This window comes from Pseudomonas sp. SG-MS2 (genome assembly GCF_009933855.1).
GTDB classification, from domain to species: Bacteria; Pseudomonadota; Gammaproteobacteria; order Pseudomonadales; family Pseudomonadaceae; genus Aquipseudomonas; species Aquipseudomonas putida_E.
The window spans coordinates 2,577-25,861 of the sequence record NZ_MOMO01000266.1; the positions used below are offsets into that span (position 1 = coordinate 2,577).

The 23,285-nt window shown below is 58.1% G+C and carries 20 protein-coding genes and 2 pseudogenes; 14 read left to right on the forward strand and 8 right to left on the reverse strand.

Annotated features, from left to right (window positions below):
* The 3 genes and pseudogenes from BLX42_RS25490 to BLX42_RS25500 all read left to right on the forward strand — a co-directional run.
* Positions 1 to 841 (forward strand): flagellar motor protein MotB (locus BLX42_RS25490; protein WP_371926717.1); only part of this gene is annotated, 841 nt, incomplete at its 5' end.
* A 113-nt stretch (positions 842 to 954) separates the two neighbouring features.
* Positions 955 to 1,806, forward strand: a pseudogene (locus BLX42_RS25495) (YifB family Mg chelatase-like AAA ATPase); the annotation flags it as partial.
* 1,302 nt (positions 1,807 to 3,108) lie between these two features.
* Positions 3,109 to 4,254: a TniQ family protein gene (locus tag BLX42_RS25500; RefSeq protein WP_161872910.1), complete on the forward strand. Its 1,146-nt coding sequence runs from the start codon at positions 3,109 to 3,111 to the stop codon at positions 4,252 to 4,254.
* A 338-nt stretch (positions 4,255 to 4,592) separates the two neighbouring features.
* Here BLX42_RS25500 and BLX42_RS25505 read toward each other — a convergent pair whose 3' ends face one another.
* From BLX42_RS25505 to BLX42_RS25530, 6 genes are all read right to left on the reverse strand, one after another.
* Entirely contained in the window at positions 4,593 to 5,048 is a 456-nt protein-coding gene (locus BLX42_RS25505; protein ID WP_178110746.1) for a DUF411 domain-containing protein, read from the reverse strand.
* Positions 5,038 to 5,820: a cytochrome c gene (locus BLX42_RS25510; RefSeq protein ID WP_019470288.1), complete on the reverse strand. Its 783-nt coding sequence runs from the start codon at positions 5,818 to 5,820 to the stop codon at positions 5,038 to 5,040. The genes BLX42_RS25505 and BLX42_RS25510 overlap by 11 nt, the downstream gene beginning before the upstream one ends.
* 10 nt (positions 5,821 to 5,830) lie before the next feature.
* The gene (locus BLX42_RS25515; protein ID WP_019470287.1) at positions 5,831 to 6,946 is read right to left on the reverse strand and encodes a copper resistance protein B; all 1,116 of its coding nucleotides are present in this window, start codon (positions 6,944 to 6,946) and stop codon (positions 5,831 to 5,833) included.
* Positions 6,936 to 7,259 (reverse strand): hypothetical protein, encoded by a 324-nt coding sequence (locus BLX42_RS25520; RefSeq protein WP_161872911.1) that lies wholly within the window; start codon positions 7,257 to 7,259, stop codon positions 6,936 to 6,938. Before BLX42_RS25520 ends, BLX42_RS25515 begins: the two co-directional genes overlap by 11 nt.
* Positions 7,260 to 7,273: 14 nt before the next feature.
* The gene (locus BLX42_RS25525; protein ID WP_161872912.1) at positions 7,274 to 9,139 is read right to left on the reverse strand and encodes a copper resistance system multicopper oxidase; all 1,866 of its coding nucleotides are present in this window, start codon (positions 9,137 to 9,139) and stop codon (positions 7,274 to 7,276) included.
* 181 nt (positions 9,140 to 9,320) lie between these two features.
* Positions 9,321 to 9,527, reverse strand: a complete 207-nt coding sequence (locus BLX42_RS25530; RefSeq protein ID WP_019470284.1) for a co-regulatory protein PtrA N-terminal domain-containing protein — start codon at positions 9,525 to 9,527, stop codon at positions 9,321 to 9,323.
* 165 nt (positions 9,528 to 9,692) lie between these two features.
* Between BLX42_RS25530 and BLX42_RS25535 the strand changes: the two genes are divergently transcribed.
* The 9 genes from BLX42_RS25535 (at position 9,693) to BLX42_RS25575 (ending at position 20,362) form a co-directional block, all read left to right on the forward strand.
* Entirely contained in the window at positions 9,693 to 10,370 is a 678-nt protein-coding gene (locus BLX42_RS25535; protein WP_019470283.1) for a heavy metal response regulator transcription factor, read from the forward strand.
* On the forward strand, positions 10,370 to 11,746 hold the full coding sequence (locus BLX42_RS25540) for a heavy metal sensor histidine kinase (RefSeq protein WP_019470282.1): 1,377 nt from the start codon (positions 10,370 to 10,372) through the stop codon (positions 11,744 to 11,746). The genes BLX42_RS25535 and BLX42_RS25540 overlap by 1 nt, the downstream gene beginning before the upstream one ends.
* 116 nt (positions 11,747 to 11,862) lie before the next feature.
* The gene (locus BLX42_RS25545) at positions 11,863 to 12,138 is read left to right on the forward strand and encodes a metal/formaldehyde-sensitive transcriptional repressor (RefSeq protein ID WP_161872913.1); all 276 of its coding nucleotides are present in this window, start codon (positions 11,863 to 11,865) and stop codon (positions 12,136 to 12,138) included.
* Between the two features lie 7 nt (positions 12,139 to 12,145).
* Positions 12,146 to 13,084, forward strand: a complete 939-nt coding sequence (dmeF, locus tag BLX42_RS25550) for a CDF family Co(II)/Ni(II) efflux transporter DmeF (protein ID WP_161872914.1) — start codon at positions 12,146 to 12,148, stop codon at positions 13,082 to 13,084.
* Positions 13,085 to 13,659: 575 nt separating this feature from the next.
* Positions 13,660 to 14,910 (forward strand): TolC family protein, encoded by a 1,251-nt coding sequence (locus tag BLX42_RS25555; RefSeq protein WP_019470278.1) that lies wholly within the window; start codon positions 13,660 to 13,662, stop codon positions 14,908 to 14,910.
* On the forward strand, positions 14,907 to 16,370 hold the full coding sequence (locus BLX42_RS25560) for an efflux RND transporter periplasmic adaptor subunit (protein ID WP_161872915.1): 1,464 nt from the start codon (positions 14,907 to 14,909) through the stop codon (positions 16,368 to 16,370). The genes BLX42_RS25555 and BLX42_RS25560 overlap by 4 nt, the downstream gene beginning before the upstream one ends.
* On the forward strand, positions 16,367 to 19,525 hold the full coding sequence (locus tag BLX42_RS25565; protein ID WP_161872916.1) for an efflux RND transporter permease subunit: 3,159 nt from the start codon (positions 16,367 to 16,369) through the stop codon (positions 19,523 to 19,525). Before BLX42_RS25560 ends, BLX42_RS25565 begins: the two co-directional genes overlap by 4 nt.
* Positions 19,522 to 19,875: a copper-binding protein gene (locus tag BLX42_RS25570; protein WP_019470275.1), complete on the forward strand. Its 354-nt coding sequence runs from the start codon at positions 19,522 to 19,524 to the stop codon at positions 19,873 to 19,875. The genes BLX42_RS25565 and BLX42_RS25570 overlap by 4 nt, the downstream gene beginning before the upstream one ends.
* Before the next feature lie 160 nt (positions 19,876 to 20,035).
* Positions 20,036 to 20,362: a four-helix bundle copper-binding protein gene (locus BLX42_RS25575; protein WP_371926718.1), complete on the forward strand. Its 327-nt coding sequence runs from the start codon at positions 20,036 to 20,038 to the stop codon at positions 20,360 to 20,362.
* Between the two features lie 225 nt (positions 20,363 to 20,587).
* Here BLX42_RS25575 and BLX42_RS25580 read toward each other — a convergent pair whose 3' ends face one another.
* The gene (locus tag BLX42_RS25580; protein WP_019470273.1) at positions 20,588 to 20,920 is read right to left on the reverse strand and encodes a DUF2790 domain-containing protein; all 333 of its coding nucleotides are present in this window, start codon (positions 20,918 to 20,920) and stop codon (positions 20,588 to 20,590) included.
* Between the two features lie 641 nt (positions 20,921 to 21,561).
* Between BLX42_RS25580 and BLX42_RS25585 the strand changes: the two genes are divergently transcribed.
* Positions 21,562 to 22,227, forward strand: a complete 666-nt coding sequence (locus tag BLX42_RS25585) for a hypothetical protein (protein ID WP_161872918.1) — start codon at positions 21,562 to 21,564, stop codon at positions 22,225 to 22,227.
* Positions 22,228 to 22,299: 72 nt separating this feature from the next.
* Positions 22,300 to 22,635 carry a GrlR family regulatory protein gene (locus BLX42_RS25590; protein ID WP_161872919.1) on the forward strand — a complete coding sequence of 112 codons (336 nt, stop codon included), beginning with the start codon at positions 22,300 to 22,302 and terminating at the stop codon, positions 22,633 to 22,635.
* Between the two features lie 402 nt (positions 22,636 to 23,037).
* Here BLX42_RS25590 and BLX42_RS26725 read toward each other — a convergent pair.
* Positions 23,038 to 23,285 (reverse strand): annotated as a pseudogene (locus tag BLX42_RS26725) (hypothetical protein); the annotation flags it as partial.

Below are 23,285 nucleotides of genomic sequence, written 5' to 3' on the forward strand. Positions count from 1 at the left end.
CCACTGGCTGGCGCACCAGTGCGCCCTCGAAACCGAACTGAACAAGGCCCGGCAGCGCCAGTGCAACCTCAAGCGTGCGGCAACCGCCCCGCACTGGCTGGATGACCCTTCGCACGAAGCTGAAAGCGAAGGCTGGATGCTGACTTACCTGGACCTGATGACCCTGCTGCTGGTCATGGTCCTGGCCATGCTGGCCCAGGCGATGATCAACCGCATCCCTTCGCCAGAAGCGCCTGCGACGCTGGCCCTGCCGTTCGACACCGCCAGCCTGACGCACGTCGATGCGCCGGGTGCGCTGTTACTGGTCCCCTCCAGCGTCGGCGAAGTCGCGCCCCCCGAACCCGTGGCCGACGAGCCGCTCGCTGCCGAAGAAGCAGCCCCTGCCAGCCCCGCCCCGGAACCGGAACCCGACCCGCTGGCAGCGTTGCCCGTGGACCAGCTGGGCAGCGATGTGCAAGTGATCCGAAACGAGCGCAGCGTCAGTTTCCGCATCGACAGCAGCATCCTGTTCCCTTCCGGCCAGACCGACCTGGACCCCAAGGGCATGCAGGTCCTGCAACGCCTGGCGCGGGTGCTGAGCACGGTGCCGCACCGGATCGTCGTCGCAGGCCATACCGACACGCGCACCATCCGCAGCGCGCGCTACCCGTCCAACTGGGAGCTTTCCGGCGCCCGGGCCGGCAGCGTGGTCCGCTACCTGCAGCAGCAAGGCATCGCCGGTGACCGGCTCAGTGCCGTTGGCCTGGCCGATACCCAACCGCTGGGCGACAACACCACGGTACAAGGGCGGGCGGAAAATCGCCGGGTCGAGCTGACACTGGAGCAACGACCACAACCGTGATGCAGCCCTGCAGAAAGACATGGAAGCACTTTTTTCTGCAGGGCCATCAGGCCACTCACTATGCTTGAGCCAGCCGCAGGAAGCGGCCCCTTATTCGCGACAACGGAGCGTCCATGTCCCTTGCCCTCGTCCACAGCCGCGCCCAGGTTGGCGTGCAGGCACCTGCTGTCAGCGTCGAAACCCACCTGGCCAACGGCCTGCCCCACCTCACCCTGGTCGGCCTGCCCGAAACCACCGTCAAGGAAAGCAAGGACCGGGTGCGCAGCGCCATCGTCAACTCCGGGCTGAACTACCCGCAAAGGCGCATCACCCAAAACCTGGCACCGGCAGACCTGCCCAAGGATGGCGGGCGCTACGACCTGGCCATCGCCCTGGGCATCCTTGCCGCTGACGGCCAGGTGCCGGTGGCAACATTGGCCGACATCGAATGCCTGGGCGAGCTGGCGCTTTCGGGCAAGCTGCGCCCGGTGCAGGGCGTGCTGCCTGCCGCACTGGCGGCGCGCGAGGCTGGCCGGGCACTGGTGGTACCGCGGGAAAACGCCGAAGAGGCGAGCCTGGCGGGTGGGCTGGTGGTGTACGCCGTGGGGCACCTGCTGGAACTGGTCGCGCACCTCAACGGCCAGGTGCCGCTGCCTCCCTTTGCCGCCAACGGTCTACTGCTGCACAGCCGCCCTTACCCCGACCTCAGCGAGGTGCAGGGCCAGGTGGCCGCCAAGCGTGCGTTGCTGCTGGCGGCTTCAGGTGCGCATAACCTGCTGTTCACGGGGCCGCCCGGCACGGGCAAGACACTACTGGCCAGCCGCCTGCCCGGCCTGCTGCCGCCGCTGGATGAGCATGAAGCGCTGGAAGTGGCAGCCATCCAGTCGGTAAGCGGGCACAAACCGCTTGATAGCTGGCCGCAACGGCCGTTTCGCCATCCGCACCACTCAGCGTCCGGGCCCGCGCTGGTAGGCGGAAGCTGTAGGTTTTCGAAATAGCTGCAAAAAAATCGAAATAGATGCGACTAAACAGAAGCGCTGGTCGCACTAACCGATACGGTCATGTCACTACAGCCACCTGCGCCCATCCTCCTGCCCTGTAAAGCTGATGTTCTTTTTCCGACGGCTGCACTACTTGAAGCAGGCGAGGAATATTTGTGGTTGCTCCACTTTTTAGTGAACTTTTTTTCGAAATTTGGATTTTTACACCGGCAGTAAGAGTGACCCTCATGGCTAAACGTGCAGAACGCGTATGCAATCTGAGGGCAAACGCCATTTCTCACGAGGCAGGTATAACCAGGTGGATAAACCTGTGAACAAAATCCGACGGCATGGTTGCCAAAGTTTAGGAAGTTATCGTAACCATATGATTTATAAATAAATTTTAAAATCCACACTAACGGTTGTGCAGGACAGGCCTTCCTGTGAGCAAATTTGGTTGTTTTTTGATCAACAAAGGCCGGAGCGGCGGAAAGGTCACCTAAACGCTTGATCACACGCCACGAAGCGCACCACCAACACAAAGTCATCCACAGACTTACACCCAGAATTCACAGGCAACCTGTGGATAACTTTAGTTAAAACAAGGCTTGCTTTTCAGAATCGAGAGTCACTAATATAGCGACAGCGAAACGGCACCACCCTAGAACAGGGAGTGTGACGTCAAAGAATTGGCCATGGGCCTAAAAGGAAAGTCCCGCAATTGTGCGGGACTCAGATGCTGTAAAGGGCAAGTTTTCGACCGCTCTCCCTTTTCAGCGAGCTTGGCTTGGAGCCAAGGCGACAGGATTCTACGTCTGATCTGGTGCTGAACGCAATTATTATTGTGTATCTTCCGATCGTCTGCCTATTGCCTTGTCTCCACGCCCTTTAATGTGGAGAAATGCCAAATGGCTAATGGTAAAAAACCTGGTGAAAACACGGGCCGCGACGGTGGTATCTATCAGGAAGTAGGCCCGCGTGGTGGTAAGCGCGATAACTACACTACTGTGCCGGATAACACTCGTTTGCCACCGACGACTTCCCCAGGGGCTAGCTGGGTTCCGCGCAATCGGACTCCTGACAGCACTCGGTAAGCGTTGTAGGAAAACCGCCCCCCGGGGCGGTTTTTTTATTCATAGCGGTTTGCTCACGACGGATTACATCCTTGAGCAATGGTTTTGTTGAATTAAAGCTGTCGTCGAACAATTAAAACTGTCGCCGGTGGAGGGGAGCCTCTCGCTTCCCTTCATCGGGCAGCTTCACCAGCCTCCTCCGTCATCCCTCCCTACCTTGTATTGGCGTTTTTTCATGCCCCTCCCGATTCAGCCTGATGAAACTCTTCCGTCATACGTGAGAAGGAACCTGCTGCTTTATTGGGCCGAGCCCAAGGTAGAAATCTTCGAAGACCTGCGTACACGTCATGTGATAAAGACAGCCGAAGTCAGGAGGCTCGCTGAAGCCCTCGGCTGGCCTGGATGCTATGGGTTCAATCGACTTGTTCACAATCACACACTGAACGCGGCGTTTCACGTCATCAAAAGTGACTGGGATGTAGCCTACTCAGGCACTCAATACCTTTCTGAGGGGGAGCGCTTCAGTGAGTGGGATGCTTCCTTCTGCCCTGAATGCGTTAGGGAAGACCTCAAGGTCCACGGGTTTTCATACTGGAGGCGCTATGGCGCGTCAAAGGTGTCGGTCTGCCCCAAGCACAACGCTGTCTTGCTTAGGGATTGCCCTTTTTGCGGTCAGTTGTTCACTCGTATAGATCATGATCTCGATGTGATGTGGAAAACTTGCGGCGGCCGACATCTCGCCGAAGCCGAGGTTGTTCCTAACCATGACCCATTGGCGCTCAAGCGCGCTGAGGTTTACCAACGATTGTGCAAGTCGCCCCACATCATCCCTGGTTTGCATGCAGCCAAGGTGCTATTGGATAAGGCTACTGATTTGAGCCCGCAGCTCAGTGGCGAGGAAAGGGCAAAAATGCAGGCGATAGCCGTGACCATGAGCGAACTTGCAGAGAGGTTTGCCGATGTGCCGTCACCGACCCTTGAAAGTAGAGCTGGGACCATCACAGCAGTATTCATTCATGCTGTCGTAACGCTCTATGACAGCTATGACGATTTCGAACGTGAATTAATGTCCCTTGTGGGGAGCGTTCGATGCACTGATTCGCTCTGGAGCAGCTATCGGATAGCGGATACACGGTACGTCCACTTTGTAGAAGAAGACTATGTGCAGGGTTTGGGGGTCTGGTCCAGCCCGCGCATTGTGTTGGATGGGGTTGTAGTCCAGGTAGGTTGGCATAGGCCTCCAGCCAAGTTCTATCCCTGCTGCAACAGTCCGCTGTCTCTTCATAATGGCCCAACGCAGCGGAATACTACCGTCGCTGCTTGGCCCAGCATTCCCAAGATCGGCTTAGCAAATGCGCGAGCTATCGGGATCATAAAGTAGACCCCGCAGGCCCTAACCCGCTGCGACGCCTCGTTTAGGCAGCCAATGTTCTACACTCGAATCGGTAGAGCTGGCAACCCGCGAGAAGATCCGCTTTTTCCCTGGGACTGGATTTTCCTGCCTGGCTGAAATTCACCGGGTTCGGGGTCACGACGGGCGACAGACTCTCCATCGAGCTTCTCAACAGCGATATCGTACTCAAGCCAGTCCGCGAGCGCCGTGAATCTGATTAGCTACGCTTTGCAGGCCCTCTGTGTCGTCGTGTTGAGCTGTTGAAGCTTTCTAGCGAGGATATATGGGACGGCAGTCAGCCTACTGCCGTCTTTCTAGTCGGTGCGTTATTTGGCTGGATAGTTGGCGACTACTAGGTCCTCTCCGCTTTTGGTTAACCCAATGACTTGGTAGGCATGGCTTACGCCATCAACCTCCATGCCTGGGGATCCAGCTGGCATTCCTGGTACGGCTATCCCGACCAGATCGGTCCGCCCCCTGAGTTCTCGAACCTGCTCAGCTGGCACGTGGCCTTCAACAAGCTTTCCGTCGATCACAGCTGTGTGGCAGGACGCTAACCGTGGCGCTACGCCCAGCTTCTGTTTCACTGCGCTCATGTCCGTCTCAACATGGTCGGTCACTTTGAAACCATTGGCTTCCAGGTGCGCGATCCACTTCTTGCAGCAACCGCAGTTCGCATCTCGGTGAACGTCGATGGACAATGGCTCTGCGGCGTAGGCCGCCGAGGCCACCAGCAGCCCAGCGATTGCGGCTAGCCGAACGAGTATCCGGTTAGTTGGCATGAGTGTGCTCCTTACCGTCTTTGTGAACATGCGTCTTTGTCGACGATTTCGGGTGGGCGTCCGAATGGGCTTCGGCCGCATTGTGGTCACCGTGATGATCTGCCGCTTGGGCGGCGCCTGCGGGTGCAGCTCCATGGTCGTGAGCTGTCTGAGCATGGTCGTCATCTGCCGCTTCGTCGTGATCGCCACGCTCGGCATGACCGCTCCCGCCGTGCTGGCCCTCATGATTATGCATATCGCTTTCACCGCCGCCGTGCTGATGGCCGCCGCTCGTGGCCACTAAGGACTTGTACTGCTCAGGATTCATTTGGGGCAGTTGGTCAAGGAACGCGACGATTCCCCAGATGTACTCATCACCCATGCTCTTGCCCCAAGCGGGCATGCCGGTGGCTTTGATGCCGTGCTTGATCGTCCAGAACGCGGCAGCCGGATCGCCTCCGACACCCACCTTGGTGAGGTCAGGTGGCGACGGGTATAGCGCTTGGCTAAGTTCTGTCTTCCCAACGCCAGGGGCGAGGTGGCACCCAATGCACATGGCGTTGTAGTTGCCTGCGCCTGCCTTGATCAACGCAGCGTCCTTCAGGTCAGGCACTTCAATGTCTCGCGCTCGAACCTCAATCGACCGGTCGCGAGCCATGGCGAGAAACGAATGGACTGCCGGGAAGTGAGGATCATCGGCGCCGACATTCACCAAACCGAAATACGCCGTGCCCAGTACCGCAGCACTTCCGACAGCACCGGCCACAAGCAGCGTTGTAATTGTTCTTTTCATGTTGGAATTCTCAGAACCACATCCTGATGCCGGCAACGAAGCGTGCCTCATTAACATCTCCACCCTCGTCTCGGATGAAGTCAGCGGTGTTGCCGTAGGAGCGGCTCCAGGTAACGCCTATGTACGGGGCAAACTGGCGGACAATTTCATACCGTAGACGCAGCCCGACTTCGGTATTGGCCAGACCCGAGCCAACACCGCGCTCAGGATCGTTCTTGCCATAGAAGTTTGCCTCGGCCGTGGGCTGCAAAATCAAGCGATTGGTCAGCAGGATGTCGTATTCGCCTTCAAGACGCGCAGCAGTCTGGCCGTTCTCGCCGATGAACGCCGTAGCTTCGGCCTCGAAGTCATACAAGGCCATGCCCTGAATACCAAAGGCTGCCCAGGTCTGCGGTGATTCCGGTTTGAAATCCTGACGGACTCCGGCGACCACGTCCCACCAAGGACTGACCGAGCGCCCGTATAGCAGTTGCAGCTCAGCGTCTTCGGTTACCCCATTGGTGCGCTCGCCTTCCGAGCGAACCCAGAGTCGATTGATGTCGCCGCCTACCCAGCCTGATGCGTCCCAGGCCAGGGTGCTGCCCTCATCGGCGTCTTGGTATTCGAGCTGGTCCAATAGGAAGAAGCTGTTGATTCCGCTGTCGTGCACCTGGTGGCCACCCAAAGGCGGAAAGGCTGCCTCGCGGTCGGCATCAGTGAGCACTGGAATCGGCGTGCGGCTCGTTGTGGTCGGAGAAATCGCTGAACCATGATTCATCTGGGAATGGTCCATGCCCTTCATCGAACCGTGATCCATGCCCTTCATGTTTCCATGGCCCATTTTGCTGTGGTCCATCTTGCTATGGTCCACCGGGCTGGATTTGCTCTGGCTTTGAGCATGCCCCATCTGGCTGTGATCAACAGGGGCAGGCTGTTTCTGCTGTTTGCTCACCCCCATCTTGCTGTGATCCATCGCCGGCATCGATTCGGACGGAACAGCATCCATTTGCATGGAACCGTGCCCCATTTTCGAATGATCCATGCCCGAGTGATCCATTTCTTCAGCGGCGAAGCTGGGCGTTACGCCCAGCATGCCGATTGAAACAGTCAGGGCCAGCAGTGAAGGCCGCCCAAGGCTATTGACCATCTTTCCCTGCCTTAGCTTTGTCGCTGCCATGCGATTCCATCATTTTGTCGTGGTCCATGCCTTCCATCGAGCCATGGTCCATCCCCTTCATCGAGCCGTGGTCCATACTTTCCATGGACCCATGGTCCATGCCTTCATGGTTCATCCCCTGACCCTGCTTGTCCTGCGCACCTTTGGCTTTACCGGCCTCGGTGGATTTCTGGGAATGCTGATCATGGTTGTCGCTGGACCACGACGACGGGGCATAAACAGCCAACATGCCGACCATCGCAGCAGAGAGGAAAAAGGCGCTTCGTTTCATTGGTTTGCTCATCTCAAATCTCCAGCTCATTCGTCCACACGGACTTCTCGGAACATGCCCATTTCCATGTGGAACAGTAGGTGACAGTGATAGGCCCAACGTCCCAAGGCATCTGCGGTGACGCGATAGCTTCGTTTTGAGCCAGGTGGCATGTCGATGGTGTGCTTGCGAACCATGAAGTTGCCGTTCTCGTCCTCCAGATCACTCCACATACCGTGGAGATGGATGGGGTGAGTCATCATGGTGTCGTTGACCAAGGTGATGCGAAGCCGCTCGCCATATTTCAACCGCAGCGGTTCAGCATCGGAGAATTTGATACCGTCGAACGACCACGCGAACTTCTCCATGTGGCCGGTAAGGTGCAGTTCGATTGTGCGTCCAGGCTCTCGACCATCGGGATCGATGAAGGTGCTCCGCAAATCGGCGTAGGTCAGCACTCGGCGCCCGTTGTTGCGCAGGCCAATTCCCGGATCGTTCAGCTTCGGGGTCGGCGACATGGTCTGCATATCGACCAACGGGTTGTTTGTCTCGGAAGCCGGATGGCTCTGCATTGCACCGCTCATGCCGGCCATGCCCTCATGACTCAACCCAGCCATCGTGCTGTGATCCATGCCGGCCATGTTGCTATGGTCCATTCCAGCCATCTTGCTGTGGTCCATGCCGGCCATGTTGCCGTGATCCATTCCAGCCATCTTGCTGTGGTCCATGCCGGCCATGTTCCCCTGGTCCATGCCAGCCATGCCGCTGTGATCCATTCCGCCCATGCTGCCGTGGTCCATGCCCATATCGCTCATGGCGATGATCGGGCGCGGATCTACCTCCGGCACGGGCGCTTGCAAGCCTTCACGAACTGCCAAGGTGCCTCGGGAGTACCCGGTACGGTCCATGGATTGCGCGAAGATCGTATAGGCCTGCTCGTTTTCGGGTTCGACGATGACATCGTAGGTTTCGGCAACGGCAATCCGGAACTCATCGACCGATACGGGTTTGACGTACTGGCCGTCAGCAGCCACAACAGTCATCTTGAGCCCAGGAATCCGGACATCGAAATAGGTCATGGCCGAGCCGTTGATAAAGCGCAAGCGGATCTTCTCGCCGGGCTTGAAGATACCCGTCCAGTTGCCGTTCGGAGCCTGGCCGTTCATGAGGTAGGTGTAGGTATACCCGCTCACATCAGCGAGGTCGGTGGGGCTCATCTTCATTTCAGCCCACATCTTCCGATCCGCTACAGCGGCCGACCAGCCTTTCTCGCTCACATCGTCAACGAAGTCGCTAACTGTGCGCTTGTGGAAGTTGTAGTAGTCAGATTGCTTCTTGAGTTTGGAGAGCACCCGCGCCGGATCTTCATCCGTCCAATCGCTGAGCATGACGACGTAATCACGGTCGTACACAAACGGCTCCGGATCCTTGGCATCGATCACCAACGCCCCATAGACCCCGGACTGTTCCTGGAGGCCTGAGTGGCTGTGATACCAGTAAGTGCCGTTCTGGTGGACCTTGAACTTGTATTCGTACATGCCATCGGGAGCGATGCCGTGGAAGCTCAAGCCCGGCACACCGTCCATGTTGGCGGGCAGGATGATGCCGTGCCAGTGAATGGAGGTGTCCTGTTTCAGCCGGTTGCGTACGCGCAGCGTCACGGTGTCGCCTTCGCGCCATCGCAGGATCGGCCCTGGCACGGAGCCGTTGATGGCCATGGCCGTACGAGCTGCACCCGTGATGTTGACGGGCAGTTCGCCGATATACAGATCGAAGTCCGTGCCGCTGAGCACGTTCGGTTGGCCAGGGCTGGTCACGGCCCAGACCGGCGCGCGCCACATGCCGAGCCCACCCAGAAGTCCGGTAGCGGCCAGGCCTTTGACGAAAGATCGTCTCGTGGTTTTGCTTTGCATGCCGTTGCGTCCAGTCAGGTAGATCGCTGATATCCAGGCTGCTAGATGGTGCAGCCCTTGGGTTCATTGGAGCTCTCACCAGTCTCGTAGACTTTCGCCACTGCGCAAGACTGATGAGAGGCCGTAGTCTGAAACTGCCATAGTTCAGATTCCGGGGTGATTACATTTCTGTAAGCTCGGATCAGCAGCTTTCGTGGCCGGCATGCTTGCTCGACTGGGCGGCGACTGGCGCCTGCTCTTTCTTCTCCTGCGCAACCTGGTAGGCCTGCATGGAGCTTTGGCGAGCCGCTTCCATCCGCGCAAAGGTCCGGTCCGCGCCGCCCTCTGCCAGGGCGATGCCTGCCATACCGAAGGTAACGACCATCACAATTGCTTTGACCATGTTCATCTGGAGATCCTCAGTGGGTTCTGCGCCTCATGGCGTCAGGTACAGGGTCAAGTTAGCCTCGCGGTGCTGTCAGAAAACTGATCTCGACATTACTTTTCCGTCAGCTTCTGGTTGGGCGTCTTTTTTCCTGCAAACTGGAGATGCACCCCGCGTGGATGAGAGCAGATGAAATTACTCGTAGCCGAAGATGAGCCGAAAACCGGCGTCTACCTCCAGCAAGGCCTAACAGAAGCTGGCTTCACCGTTGACCGGGTGATGACAGGCACTGACGCCCTGCAACAGGCGCAGAGCGAAGCGTATGACTTGCTGATCCTCGACGTGATGATGCCGGGGCTCGATGGCTGGGAGGTCCTGCGGAAGATCCGTGCAGCGGGTAAGGATGTACCGGTCCTTTTCTTGACTGCCCGTGATGGCGTAGACGATCGCGTGAAAGGTTTGGAGCTGGGCGCTGATGATTACCTGGTGAAGCCCTTTGCGTTCTCGGAGCTGCTGGCTCGGGTTCGCACGTTGCTGCGCAGAGGCAACGGTGGTTCTGCTCAAACCACCATGAAGATGGCAGACCTTGAGGTAGACCTGCTCAAGCGTCGAGCTACGCGAAACGGCAAGCGGATCGACCTTACTGCCAAGGAGTTTTCCCTGTTGGAGCTACTCATGCGCCGACGCGGCGAGGTCCTCCCCAAGTCGCTGATCGCGTCTCAGGTCTGGGACATGAATTTCGACAGTGACACCAACGTGATCGAGGTCGCGATTCGCCGATTGCGGGCCAAAATCGATGACGACTTCGCGCCAAAGCTCATCCATACCGCCCGAGGCATGGGCTACATGATGGATGTGCCCGAGTGATGCGCCCGCAATCATCGCTCGTCAAGCGACTGACCCTGATGTTCATGTTCGCGGTGACTGCTGTCCTGGTCGTTGCCGGCGTGGCTTTCTACGGGCTCAGTCAGCACCATTTCCGGATGCTGGATGAGCAGGCGCTTTCCGAAAAGCTGGAGTCAACGCGTCATATCCTGTCCATCTCAGCAGCGCGAGGCGGGCTCGACGATCAGGAGCAGCAGCTGCGGGCATTGCTCGGCGCACATCAGGATCTGTCGGCGAAAATCACCAAGGTTGACGGAACGGTCCTTTTTTCAGACTCCAAAGCCTCTCAAATTCCTCAACAGTTCGAGCAGGCGCACAGGGGCGCCGTTTGGGAATGGCAAGATGAAGCGCAGAACTTCCGCGGTATCACCGCCCAGTTGACCATCGCGGGCGAGCCTGAACCGGTGACGGCCGTGCTGATGCTCGATGTCACCACTCACGCCCATTTCTTTGTCACCCTGCAATGGTGGTTCGGCATCGGCTTGGTGATCAGCGCGATTGTGAGCGCCGGCTTGGGTTGGGTCGTGGCCAAGAGTGGGCTTCGGCCTGTTGGGCAAATCACCAAAGTAGCCACCGGGATGTCGGCAAGATCGCTCCGCGAGCGCATACCCCTGGAGCCCGTGCCGCTAGAGCTTCAGGAGCTCATCCTGTCTTTCAACGGGATGCTGGGACGGTTGGAGGATGCATTCGTTCGGTTGTCCAACTTCTCTGCCGATATCGCTCACGAGTTGAGAACGCCGGTCAGTAACCTACTGACCCATACCGAAGTGGTGCTCACCAAGAAGCGTGACCTGGATGCCTATGAGGAAAACCTCTATTCGAACCTGGAAGACCTCAAGCGCATGTCGCGCATGATCGACGACATGCTGTTCCTCGCCAAGGCGGATAACGGTCTGATCGTGCCCGAGCAGATCGATGTGGAACTCTCCGAGCTCGTATCCAAGCTGTTCGAGTACTACCAGTTCCTGGCTGAGGACCGGGGTGTTCAGCTGACCCTCCAAGGTCATGGCAAGGTTCGTGGCGATCGCTTGATGATTGACCGAGCGCTTTCCAACCTTTTATCGAACGCGTTGCGCTACACCCCGGAAGCCAACGAGATATCGGTGCAGATCGAGCAGACACATGAAAGCGTGATGCTTACCGTGCGTAACACCGGGGTAACCATCGATCCCCAGCACATTGGCAAGATCTTCGACCGGTTCTTTCGAGCCGATCCAGCCAGGCGGGAGGGAAGCCCTGCCAATGCTGGGCTGGGCCTTGCGATAACACGCTCTATCGTTGAAGCCCATAAGGGCCGGGTATGGTGTAGCTCCGTCAATGGCGTAACTGAATTCCACGTCTGTTTCCCACGTAATTAGGAAGCTTCTCAGCCACCATTGCTTACTCGCAGCTACTCGGGTGAGCTAAGTGCGCCGTTGCTTTTGAGTAGCCGGAGCGTCACTATCACGTTCCACATAGGTTAGGGGGGTATAGTATGGCGCACACTAAGGCGGCGAAGGATGAACTGCTCAAGCGCGTGAAGCGTATCGCTGGTCAGATCCAAGCAATCGAACGTGCGTTGGATGGCGAAGCCGATTGCGCAAAGACACTGCATTTGGTTGCCGCAACCCGTGGGGCGATAAACGGGCTGCTTGACGAAATCATTGAGGACCATGCTCGGGAACATGTAGCGAAGCCCGGCCTGACTGACCAGGAACGAGCACAGGGTCTTGAAGAGCTTCTTGAAGCAATACGCCGATATTCGAAGTGAGAAACGCATGAGCACCACATACGTACACAGCCATAACTTTCTTGGTGTTGCTCACGACGACAATGCCAAGCGCACCTTGTGGGTAGTCCTGCTTACTGTCGTCATGATGGTAGCTGAGATCGCCGCTGGACATATCACAGGCTCAATGGCGCTGTTGGCAGATGGTTTCCATATGGCAACGCACGCAGGAGCATTAGGAATTGCAGCAGCGGCGTACGCCTATGCCCGAAAGCATTCTGAGAGTTCCTTCTACAGTTTTGGTACAGGCAAAGTAGGTGATCTTGGAGGCTTCGCATCGGCATTGATTCTTGGTTTGATCTCGTTAGGCATCGGTATCGAATCGGTACTGCGTCTTTTTGAGCCGACCCAGGTGCAGTTTGGAACGGCGACTATGATCGCTATCAGCGGTCTGATTGTGAATGTCGTCAGTGCTTTGCTTCTGGCTGGTGGGAGTCATCATCACGATCATGGACACGGCCACTCGCATAGTCATTCGCATGGGCCTCACGGCCACAGGCATGGCGAAGACAACAATCTGCGTTCAGCGTACGTTCACGTCCTTGCTGACGCAGTGACATCAGTCCTTGCAATCGTCGCGCTGCTCGCAGGCAAGTTTCTTGGCTGGGTGTGGCTTGATCCGGTTATGGGGCTCGTGGGCGCTGTCGTGATAGCACGATGGGCGTGGTCCCTCATGAAAGACACGGCCTCTGTACTGCTTGATAAAACGGACTACCACGTTGCTGAGGAAATTCGGGAATTACTTAATCATTCCGGCAAGCTACAGATCACAGACCTTCATGTGTGGAGGGTGGGGCCTGACGCCCGAGCGGCAATTGTCAGCGTGACTGGCTCGTTAGATTTCACAGCCGACGATATTCGTGCCGCACTGACGCCGATACATGAAGTGGTCCACCTCACGGTGGAATATAGGGCTGCGGCGAGTTAGGGCGTTTGTTGTTGGCGAAGCTGTACGGCGTCATCGCTCATCCAACACAAGCATAAGCGCCGCCACTAGCTCAAAACGACTGGTTAGTGCAGCCCCGACCCCTTAATGCTGAATTCATCCCGGTAACCTATACTCGCCCATCATGAAACGGTTCATTCGACTGCTAACCATCCTGATGCTTATCGTAGCGCTTCCGCTTAACGGGATGGCGGGCATCGATTCGGCGACTGAACCTTGCCCAATGCAGGCCATGGGCATGGAAATGATGGCGGGTATGGACCATGACTGCTGCCAGGACCAAGACCTGGGTAAGACTGGCGATCATGCCAAATCCTGCAAGGTCGGCCAGGAGTGCAGGACTGCCAGTACCGTACAGCTCAGCTTCCTGACGCCTGGGCTGACTTTCGCCAAGCCACGACCTGCCGATACCTACGCGGTAGGCATAGCGACAGGCTCTCCCCCCGATCCATGGCGGCCTCCCCGCGTCTGATTCCCTCTTAATTTCACACCGTCGTTCCGCCTAGCAGCGGGGCGATGGCACGCGCCTGGGCGCTGATCTTTCGAGGAATCATTTGATGACTCCCCAACGTTTTCAGGGACGGATAAGCACGGCCGTCCTGTTCATACTGCTGCCGGCTGTCTCGGCTCAGGCTGCAACGCTGTCGCTGGATGAAGCGCTGCAACTGGCTGAACGCAACGCTCCCTCTCTACAGGCCCGCCAGGAGCAGGCATCAGCTGCGCGCAGCGCGGTCATTCCAGCGGGCGAGCTACCCGATCCGCGCCTGAATCTTGGGGTACAAAACCTGCCGGTTGAAGGCGCCGATCGCTGGAGCATGAACAGAGACTTCATGACCATGCAGGTGGTTGGCCTGTCCCAAGAAGTACCGAACCGGGACAAACGCAAAGCACGTGTAGAGACAGCGCAGGCCATGGTCGATCGAGCCGATGCCGAGGCGATCTTCGAACGCTTGAAGGTTAGGGCGGCAACCGCACAGGCTTGGGTTACTGCGTACACCGTGCAGCGAAAGCTTGAACAGTTCGACGCCTTCTACAAAGAAAACCAGCTGCTGGCTTCCACGGTGCGGGCCCGCCTGGCCGGAGGCGCAGGCTCCACCGCCGATACGCTGGCTCCCAAGCAAGAAGCCGCGCAGCTGGACGAGCAGAAAGACGTTTTGTTGAGTCAGGCAGCCCAAGCGCGAGCCGCGCTGAAGCGCTGGATTGGGCAGGACGCCGAAGTAGGCGCGCCGACCTTCCCTGTCTGGCCTGTAGACGCAGCTGAATATTTGCACTCCGTCCATGCCCATCCGGAGCTCAATACCTACAACGCCATGACACGCGAGGCTCAGGCCCAGGTACACCAGGCTCAGGCGGAAAAGAAATCGGATTGGTCCTGGGGAGTGGATTATCAGCGCCGTGGCCCGGACTTCAGCAACATGGTCAGTCTGCAAGTCAGCTTCCAGTTGCCGTTGTTCACCAGCTCACGGCAAGACCCGATGATTGCGGCACGACGCGCACAAGTTCGCCAATTGGAAGATGAGCAGGACGCTGCCCTGCGCGAGCATCAAGCCCAGCTTGAAACAGACCTTGCCGAGTACCAACGCTTGCAACGGGCAGTGCGGCGCAGTCGCGAAACACTTTTGCCCCTGGCCGAGGACCGGGTACGCCTCGCTCTGGCGGACTACCGCGCCGGTAAGTCGCCGTTGAGTGAAGTGCTGTCGGCACGCCGGCAGCGTGTGGAGGCACTGCTACAGGATGTGGACCTGCAAGGACAGTTGGCGGCAACAGCAGCGCGTCTGCATTTCGTTTATGGAGAGGTGCTGGCATGAGGAATAGGTCGATTGGTTTGCTCGTGGCTCCTGCCCTTGCTATTGGGATAGGCGCTGGCTTCTGGCTAGGTGGGAGAGGTGCGTATTCGCCATCGCAGCCAGTAGGTGAGGAAAAAAAAACGCTGTACTGGTACGACCCGATGTATCCCCAGCAGCACTTCCCGGCGCCCGGAAAATCGCCGTTCATGGACATGCCGCTCGTGCCCAGGTATTCGGATGACACGGCTGGCGAGGAGCAGCCTGCGGTTCAGGTCTCGACTGGGCTCCAGCAAAACCTTGGGATTCGATTGGCAACGGTGACGGCTGGGCGACTAGAACGGACCCTGAGTGTGAGCGGCGTTCTGACGTTCGACGAACGCGACTTCAGCGTGTTGCAGGCCAGAACTGGCGGTTACGTCGAACGCGTCTATGGCCGAGCGACGGGGGACATCGTTGCCAAAGGCGCTCCACTAGCCGATGTGCTGACCCCGGAGTGGGCTGGTTTGCAGGAGGAATACCTGGCGTTGAGGCATGCCGGCGACGCGCAACTGACGGCGGCGGCACGACAGCGGCTCGTGCTCGCCGGCATGCCGGCCGACCTGATCAACCGGGTCGCGAGCACTGGGAAGGTGCAGCTCTCGGTCACCCTCTCCGCACCCACTGCCGGTGTAATTCAGGCTCTCGATTTGCGACCCGGCATGACGCTGACGCCGGGGCTTACCTTGGCAAGGATCAATGGAGTGGCCAACGTCTGGCTGGAAGCGGCTGTGCCGGAAGCCCAGGCTCAAGGCCTTCGCGAAGGCCAGCCTGTGCAGGCGCAATTGCCAGCGTTCCCAGGCGATCCCGTACCGGGCAAGTTGACCGCGTTGCTCGCCGATGCCGATTTGCAGAGCCGCACGTTGCGCCTGCGTATTGAGTTGCCCAACCGAGATAGGCGGCTTCGTCCTGGGATGACCGCTCAAGTGGCTCTCCATCCCGGCGAGTCTGCCGAGCAAAGCCTCTTGGTGCCTGCCGAGGCGGTCATCCGCACCGGCAAGCGAGACCTGGTGATGCTGGCTGAAGACGGTGGTCGCTTCCGGCCGGTGGAAGTCGTGTTGGGCCAGGAGAGCAAAGGCCAAGTTGCGGTGTTGCAGGGTCTTCAGGCAGGACAGCGCATCGTCGCGTCCGGGCAATTCCTGTTGGACTCCGACGCTAATTTGAAAGGCATCGAGGCGGCGACGGTGCAGGATAGTCAGCCTAATGCGGGGCCAGCCCTGCATGAAGCGGATGGCCGTGTCGTGCAGATAGACGGCACCCAGCTCACCGTTGCCCACGGTCCTTTCATCACCCTGGGCATGCCAGGGATGACCATGACCTTCCCTGTGGCTGAGCAGTCTCTCCTTGATGGGCTCAAGATCGGTGCGCAGATTCGCTTTGGCATACGCGAACGCGACGAGGGCATGGTCGTTGAGCAGATCAAAGTGTTGGAGGGCCAACCATGATTGCCAAACTGATCCGCTGGTCGGTAGGCAACCGTGTGCTGGTGCTCCTCGCCACGCTGTTTCTGGTGGCATGGGGCTTCGTCTCGGTGCGTAGCCTGCCAATCGACGCCTTGCCCGACCTGTCGGACGTGCAGGTGATCATCCGCACGTCCTACCCAGGCCAGGCTCCCCAGATCGTTGAGAATCAGGTGACCTATCCGCTGACCACAACCATGCTCTCGGTTCCGGGGGCCAAAACGGTACGCGGTTTCTCCGCCTTCGGTGACAGCTTCGTCTACGTGCTGTTCGAGGACGGCACCGATCTGTATTGGGCGCGCTCACGGGTGCTTGAGTACCTGAGCCAGGCGCAATCGCGATTACCTGCGGCAGCCAAGCCGATACTGGGCCCGGACGCCACCGGAGTGGGCTGGATTTATCAGTATGCGTTGGTCGATCGCAACGGCGGCCATGACCTGTCGCAACTGCGCAGCCTGCAGGACTGGTTCCTGCGCTATGAGCTCAAGACGCTGCCGGATGTCGCTGAGGTGGCCACCATCGGCGGTATGGTCAAGCAGTATCAGGTCGTGCTCGATCCGCTGCGCATGGCCAGCCTCGGTATCACCCAGGCTGAGGTGGTGGAGGCTATAGGCAAGGCCAACCAGGAGACCGGTGGCGGTGTACTGGAGCAAGGCGAAGCGGAATTCATGGTACGTGCGGCCGGCTACCTGCGATCGCTGGATGATTTCAGAGCGATACCCCTGCGACTGGCTACCAAGGGCGTGCCGGTGACATTAGGCGACGTCGCTACGGTGCAGATAGGTCCGGAAGCCCGCAGAGGCATAGGCGAACTGGACGGCCTCGGCGAAGCCGTAGGAGGTGTGGTGATCCTGCGCAGCGGGAAGAATGCTCGGGAGGCCATCGCGCACGTCAAGGCTAAGCTCGAAACCCTGAAGAAAGCCCTGCCAGCCGGGGTGGAACTTGTCACCGTCTACGACCGCAGCCAGTTGATCGACCGTGCCGTGGAGAACCTCAGTCACAAGCTGATCGAGGAGTTCGTGGTAGTGGCGTTGGTATGCGCAGCCTTTCTCTGGCACCTGCGCTCGTCATTGGTGGCTATCGTTTCGCTGCCCGTGGGAATCCTGATAGCGCTGATCGTCATGCGTCATCAGGGCATCAACGCCAACATCATGTCCCTTGGCGGAATCGCTATTGCCATCGGTGCAATGGTGGACGCTGCCGTGGTCATGATCGAGAACGCCCACAAACGTGTTGAGGCCTGGCATATCCGGCATCCTGGTCAACCTTTGCGGGGAGAAGCGCATTGGAGGGTAATGACGGAGGCGGCCGTCGAGGTAGGGCCGGCACTGTTCTTCAGCCTCATGATCATCACGCTTTCGTTCATCCCGGTGTTCACGCTGCAAGCCCAGGAAGGGCGCCTCTTTGCACCCCTGGCCTTTACCAAGACCTACGCAATGGCAGCGGCGGCTGCGCTATCGGTGACCCTGATTCCGGTGCTGATGGGGTACTGGATCAGAGGGCCACTGCCTGCGGAACAGCGCAACCCGCTCAACCGGGGCCTCATCCGGCTGTACCGTCCGGCATTGGAGGTCGTCCTGCGCCGGCCTCTGGTTACCCTCGCTGGAGCATTGCTCATCCTGCTCAGCAGTCTGTGGCCTTTGGATCATCTCGGGGGCGAGTTCCTTCCTCCGCTCGATGAAGGTGATCTGCTCTACATGCCTTCAGCCTTGCCTGGACTCTCGGCGCAGAAAGCTTCAGAGCTGTTGCAGCGAACGGATCGTCTGATTCGAACCGTTCCCGAAGTGGCCACTGTCTTTGGTAAAGCCGGCCGCGCCGAGTCAGCTACCGACCCGGCACCGCTGGAGATGTTCGAGACCACCGTTCGGCTCAAGCCCAAGAGTGAATGGCGTCCAGGAATGACCACGGAGAAGCTCATCGAGGAGCTTGATCGCACTGTGCGTGTGCCTGGGCTGACCAACATCTGGATCCCGCCCATCCGCAACCGCATCGATATGCTGGCCACCGGCATCAAGAGCCCGATCGGCGTGAAGGTTGCTGGCAGCGACCTGGACCAGATAGACCGGGCTACCCTCGCTGTGGAGCGGGCAGCGAAAAAGGTGCCTGGAGTGACTTCGGCGCTGGCAGAGCGTTTGACTGGCGGACGCTACATTGATCTGGATATCGACCGCCATGCCGCAGCTCGTTACGGTCTGAACATCGCCGACGTACAGGCCATTGTCGCCGGCGCCATTGGTGGCGAAACCATTGGGGAAACGGTTGAAGGCTTGGCCCGCTATCCCATCAGCGTGCGCTATCCACGCGAATGGCGTGATTCCGTAGAGGCGCTGCGTCAACTGCCGATCTACACCTCGCAGGGCGGCCAGCTGACCCTTGGCAGCGTGGCCCGCATACGTATTGCTGATGGCCCGCCCATGCTCAAGAGCGAGAATGCTCGTCCCTCGGGCTGGGTGTACATCGATGTGCGCGGCCGGGACCTCTCGTCTGTTGTGGCAGACCTGCGTCAGGCGATCGACAGCGAGGTAAAGCTCGATCCAGGCATGAGCTTGAGCTACTCCGGCCAGTTCGAATACCTGGAGCGGGCGAACGCCCGTCTGGCCTGGGCGGTGCCAGCGACGCTGGCCATCATCTTCGTGCTGCTCTACCTGACCTTTGGCCGCCTCGGTGAGGCGTTGCTCATCATGGGCACGCTACCGTTCGCGTTAACTGGGGGCGTTTGGCTGCTCTATCTGCTGGGCTACAACCTGTCGGTGGCCACAGGCGTTGGTTTCATTGCCCTAGCCGGCGTAGCGGCGGAGTTTGGGGTGATCATGCTCATCTACCTGAATAACGCTTGGGCTGAGCGTCAAGCCAAAGGCGAAACCACACGAGCAGCGCTGCTCGACGCGATCCGTGAGGGCGCGGTGCAACGCATCAGGCCCAAGGCAATGACTGTGGCAGTCATCGTTGCAGGCCTGCTGCCCATCCTCTGGAGCAGCGGTACCGGCAGCGAGGTCATGAGCCGCATCGCGGTGCCCATGGTGGGCGGCATGCTCACCGCCCCCTTGCTTTCCCTTTTTGTAATCCCTGCGGCGTACTGGCTGATCCGCCGCCGCGAACTTGCTGTAACTACCCCCAACCTCTCAGGAGAAATCCTATGAAAAAGCTAATTGTTATCGCAGGCCTGATCACCGCTTTCGCCACCAGTGTGCATGCCCAGGACATGGATGGCATGGACATGAAGAAAATGCCAGCTTCCGCCGAGGGGGACCAAGGCAGCCAGGCGGCACCCACTGCGCATGCTGAGGGGACAATAAAGGCGCTGGATCCTCAAAGCGGAAAAATTACCTTGGCGCACGGCTCGGTAGCAGAGCTCAAATGGCCGGCGATGACCATGGGTTTCCAAGCTGAGCCTGCACAGCTGAGGGGCTTGAACGTAGGAGACAAGGTGAAATTTGGGTTCCGTATGGAGGGAAGCGTCGCGAAAATCGTGAGCATCCAGAAGCAGTGATTGAAAAGCCTTGAATGATCGGGCGCGCCTTCATACCGGGATGATTCGGACAAGCTTACAGAAATGTAATCAATCTTCAGGAACCCGTCAGGTCGAACGCTACATACCGTCATGAGACGGTGCATTGGCATCACATCGACCCGATACCGGAGATATGACCATGAACAGTCGCTTTGATGAATGCATCTCGGAATGCCTGCGCTGCGCGCTGGCCTGTGAAGGCTGCGCGTCAGCCTGCCTGCAAGAGCAGGACGTAAAAATGATGGCAGACTGCATCAAGCTGGACAGGGATTGCGCAGATATGTGCAAGCTTGCGGCTACCTTGATGGCACGAGAAAGCATGCTCGCCAAGGAATTTTGTGCGCTGTGCGCCAGGATTTGCCGCGCTTGCGGGGAGGAGTGCGGTAAGCATAAGGCAGACCACTGCCAGCATTGCGCTCAGGCCTGTTTGGCCTGCGCACAATCCTGCGAAGCAATGGCTGCCTAATTAATTTCGACCGACCGTCGCTGTTTTGCAAAGTACTTAGGGAAGACCTCGGTCGGTCGATCACAACGCCCCCAGAGAGGCGGGTAGTCACTGGTGACCACTCTGCCGACAGAGGATTGTATCCCGGCATGTAATGCAAGGGCCCCAAGGTAAAGGGCCCCTGCCGCCCGACCAGCTGTAGCGCTCGTCGTGGTCAGCTTGTCCAAGAATTAACCTGTCCTTCGGTCAGTTTTGACCCCGGCAGTTAATTCCGGCAGTGCGATATTCGAGGATTCTCAGCTCTCCTGTTGAGTCTTCGTAATTCATCTGCGCCGGCATCACGTCGCAGCTGCCGTAGGTCGAAGTCCTGCTGATGATTCTCGCCACATCCAGCTTCATTCCGTAGCGATAATGGATCACCTCAGGTGGTTTTTTTCCATTGGCAGCTGCGTATGCACGCATAGCCTGCTCATTCGCCTGAATCATTTTCCCGTGCAAGCGATCAGAACCTCCTTCGGAGAAAGCGGATGAGGAGGCGATTAAGAGAAGTAGGCCGGCGATGCATTTGGCTTTGATCATTTCAGTCACTCCATGAAAACATGACTGAAGCCTAAGGCCTGGTAGCTGTCATCCATGTGATCCAGGCATTACATCTTTGTAAGGCTGTGCTGGGTGACTGCGCTATCCCCACGCAGACAGTTTGCGGTACCCGTCTCCGGGCCGGCCGACAGAGTTCGAGCAGGTGTGTTGCGAAAGGTAGATGGGCTCAGATGAGACGATCGCATGATTACCAGAAGCGCAGGCTGCAAAAATCTCCAGAGGCCGCATGGTGACTGACTTCGACAGTTTTAGTTCTCTAGATCACCGACCTAAATCGGCTTTTAAGCGCTCCGCGACAGTTTTAGCTTCTTCTTCAAGGTCACTGCAGGCCCCGGAATTTGGGCCTCTGGTACGACAGTTTTAATTCTCTAAATCCAGCAAGGCGCTCCGCCCCCTGATAGCTTGGAAACGGCCCTTACAGAGAGCTGCAGCTGGGCTCAGTTATTCTGACAACCTGCTCGCACCTGCCGCTTGGTCCCATCGTCCCTATCACGTGAACGCTCGTGACGTAAATGATGATTGCGAAGCGACGAGCGCACTGCCCCACGCAGCGTTTGAAGAGTCTCGTGGCTTCGGATAGCTTGGAGCTTATTTAAGCTACTGCGTACCGAGGCACTGCCATGCCCCTTTCTTCCCAAGAGCTCAGCGGTCGTACGACGCTGCTCACGCGCAAGGCTGACAATGCCGCTTTGTACCTAGCTCTCACGACAGCTGAGAAATCTCGCGCGATCAACGATAAGGCTGGCTTCATTGCTGACCCTAGATACCGTTTATTGCGCGTGGACCATCGGTTGGACGCAGCAAGAGGCAATGAGTTCGAGGTCGCTTTGGTCGACGATGGCGAATTATCAGTGGCCTTTTACGATAGGGTCACGCTTCTTCATTTCCGCGGGATCAACCGACAGATTGCGCAAAATCGAGTGTGGAGATCGTCGAACTCGCGTCATGACAATGCGTTGCGTGATATCACGAGGAAGGTCTTTTTTGACTACCTCATTCAAGACCATGACATTCTGCTAGCGGATGACCTGATGACTGATGGTGGAAGATTCAACTGGCACCGCCAGGTCTCTCACGCGATTGAGCAAGGCCTTCACGTGCTCACTTACGACTCGGTGACGCTAGCGCTACGTTCGATTAAATTGCAGCGCGAGCTGAATGATCTTATGGATCAGGCTTGGTCTCACTCGCATCACGTGCGCTTCCGAGCCTTAGTATCGCAATTCCCACTAGGTGCACAGCCAGAAGACATCGAGCTACTCAACGCGTGGATGGCGAGTGCTTAACTTGTCGATCACCGGCGCTCCAGAATTTTGTGTACTACGCTTCACCTCTCCAACCAGTCGAGGTTATTGCGTATGGCCAGTGGGATTTTTCATGTGGAATTTCGCGCGAGCACAGGTGATTTCGGTGATGGGCTCGTGGTTGTTAAGGACGGCGCGGTGAATGGGGGCGATCCTCACTACCTCTACCAAGGGAAAGTCCCAACGCAATCAGGTGAGTTCGAATCGCGATTTACCGTTCGGAAATATCGTGATGGCAACGTGAACGTCGTAGGCATCGACAACTACACCCTGTTGGCCAAGGGGCGCGTTGATTACGAGGGTGGCACTATCGAACTGCGTGGCGCAGTGGAAGAGCACCCTCAGCTAACCCTCCAGCTCCATGGTCGTAGGATTCAGCAGGCAGTGTAGATCAGGTGTGAGGCCGCCCCAGCCTGACAGGCTGCTCATTGAGTTGGTTCTGAACAGGGGCGCAGCCCTGGACGGCTGTATCCCAAACAAGACCCTGCCGATAGGCGGGGTCTTTACTTTCGACTGATGAGATTTAGGTGGACGCCCGTCGAAGGAACAGCTCTGTCAGCTGCTGACGATTTACTGATGCACGGCGTTACAGCACCAAAGCTTATAGGGAACCGTGTGCCCCATCGCTCAGGCTTGACTGCCCCCTTGAAGCGGGCCGGCGCTGTATCTGCCCGAGAGCAATGCCCAGCAAGGCCAGCACGATGCTAGCGGTCTGGGTGACCGAGAGCGATTCTGAGCTGAGGCATACGCCAAAGGCGACGCCGGTAATTGGGTTTAACAGCTGCAGCATGCCTACCGTCCCCGCCTCTGGTGCCGAAATGCGGTAAACAGACACACGCAAGTCAACCCGGTCGCAATCAAGCTGACGTACGCAAAGGCCATGAGCCGCTCTGCATCGATCGGCGGGGGGCTACCCTCGACTAACACTGCAACAATCATCAGCTCGATTCCGCCTGCCTCCAGCTGCCAGGCGGTGGTACAGAGAATCGACGGGCCGTCATCCCAACGTTTGCCGAGCACTGCACCGATGGCTATGAGGG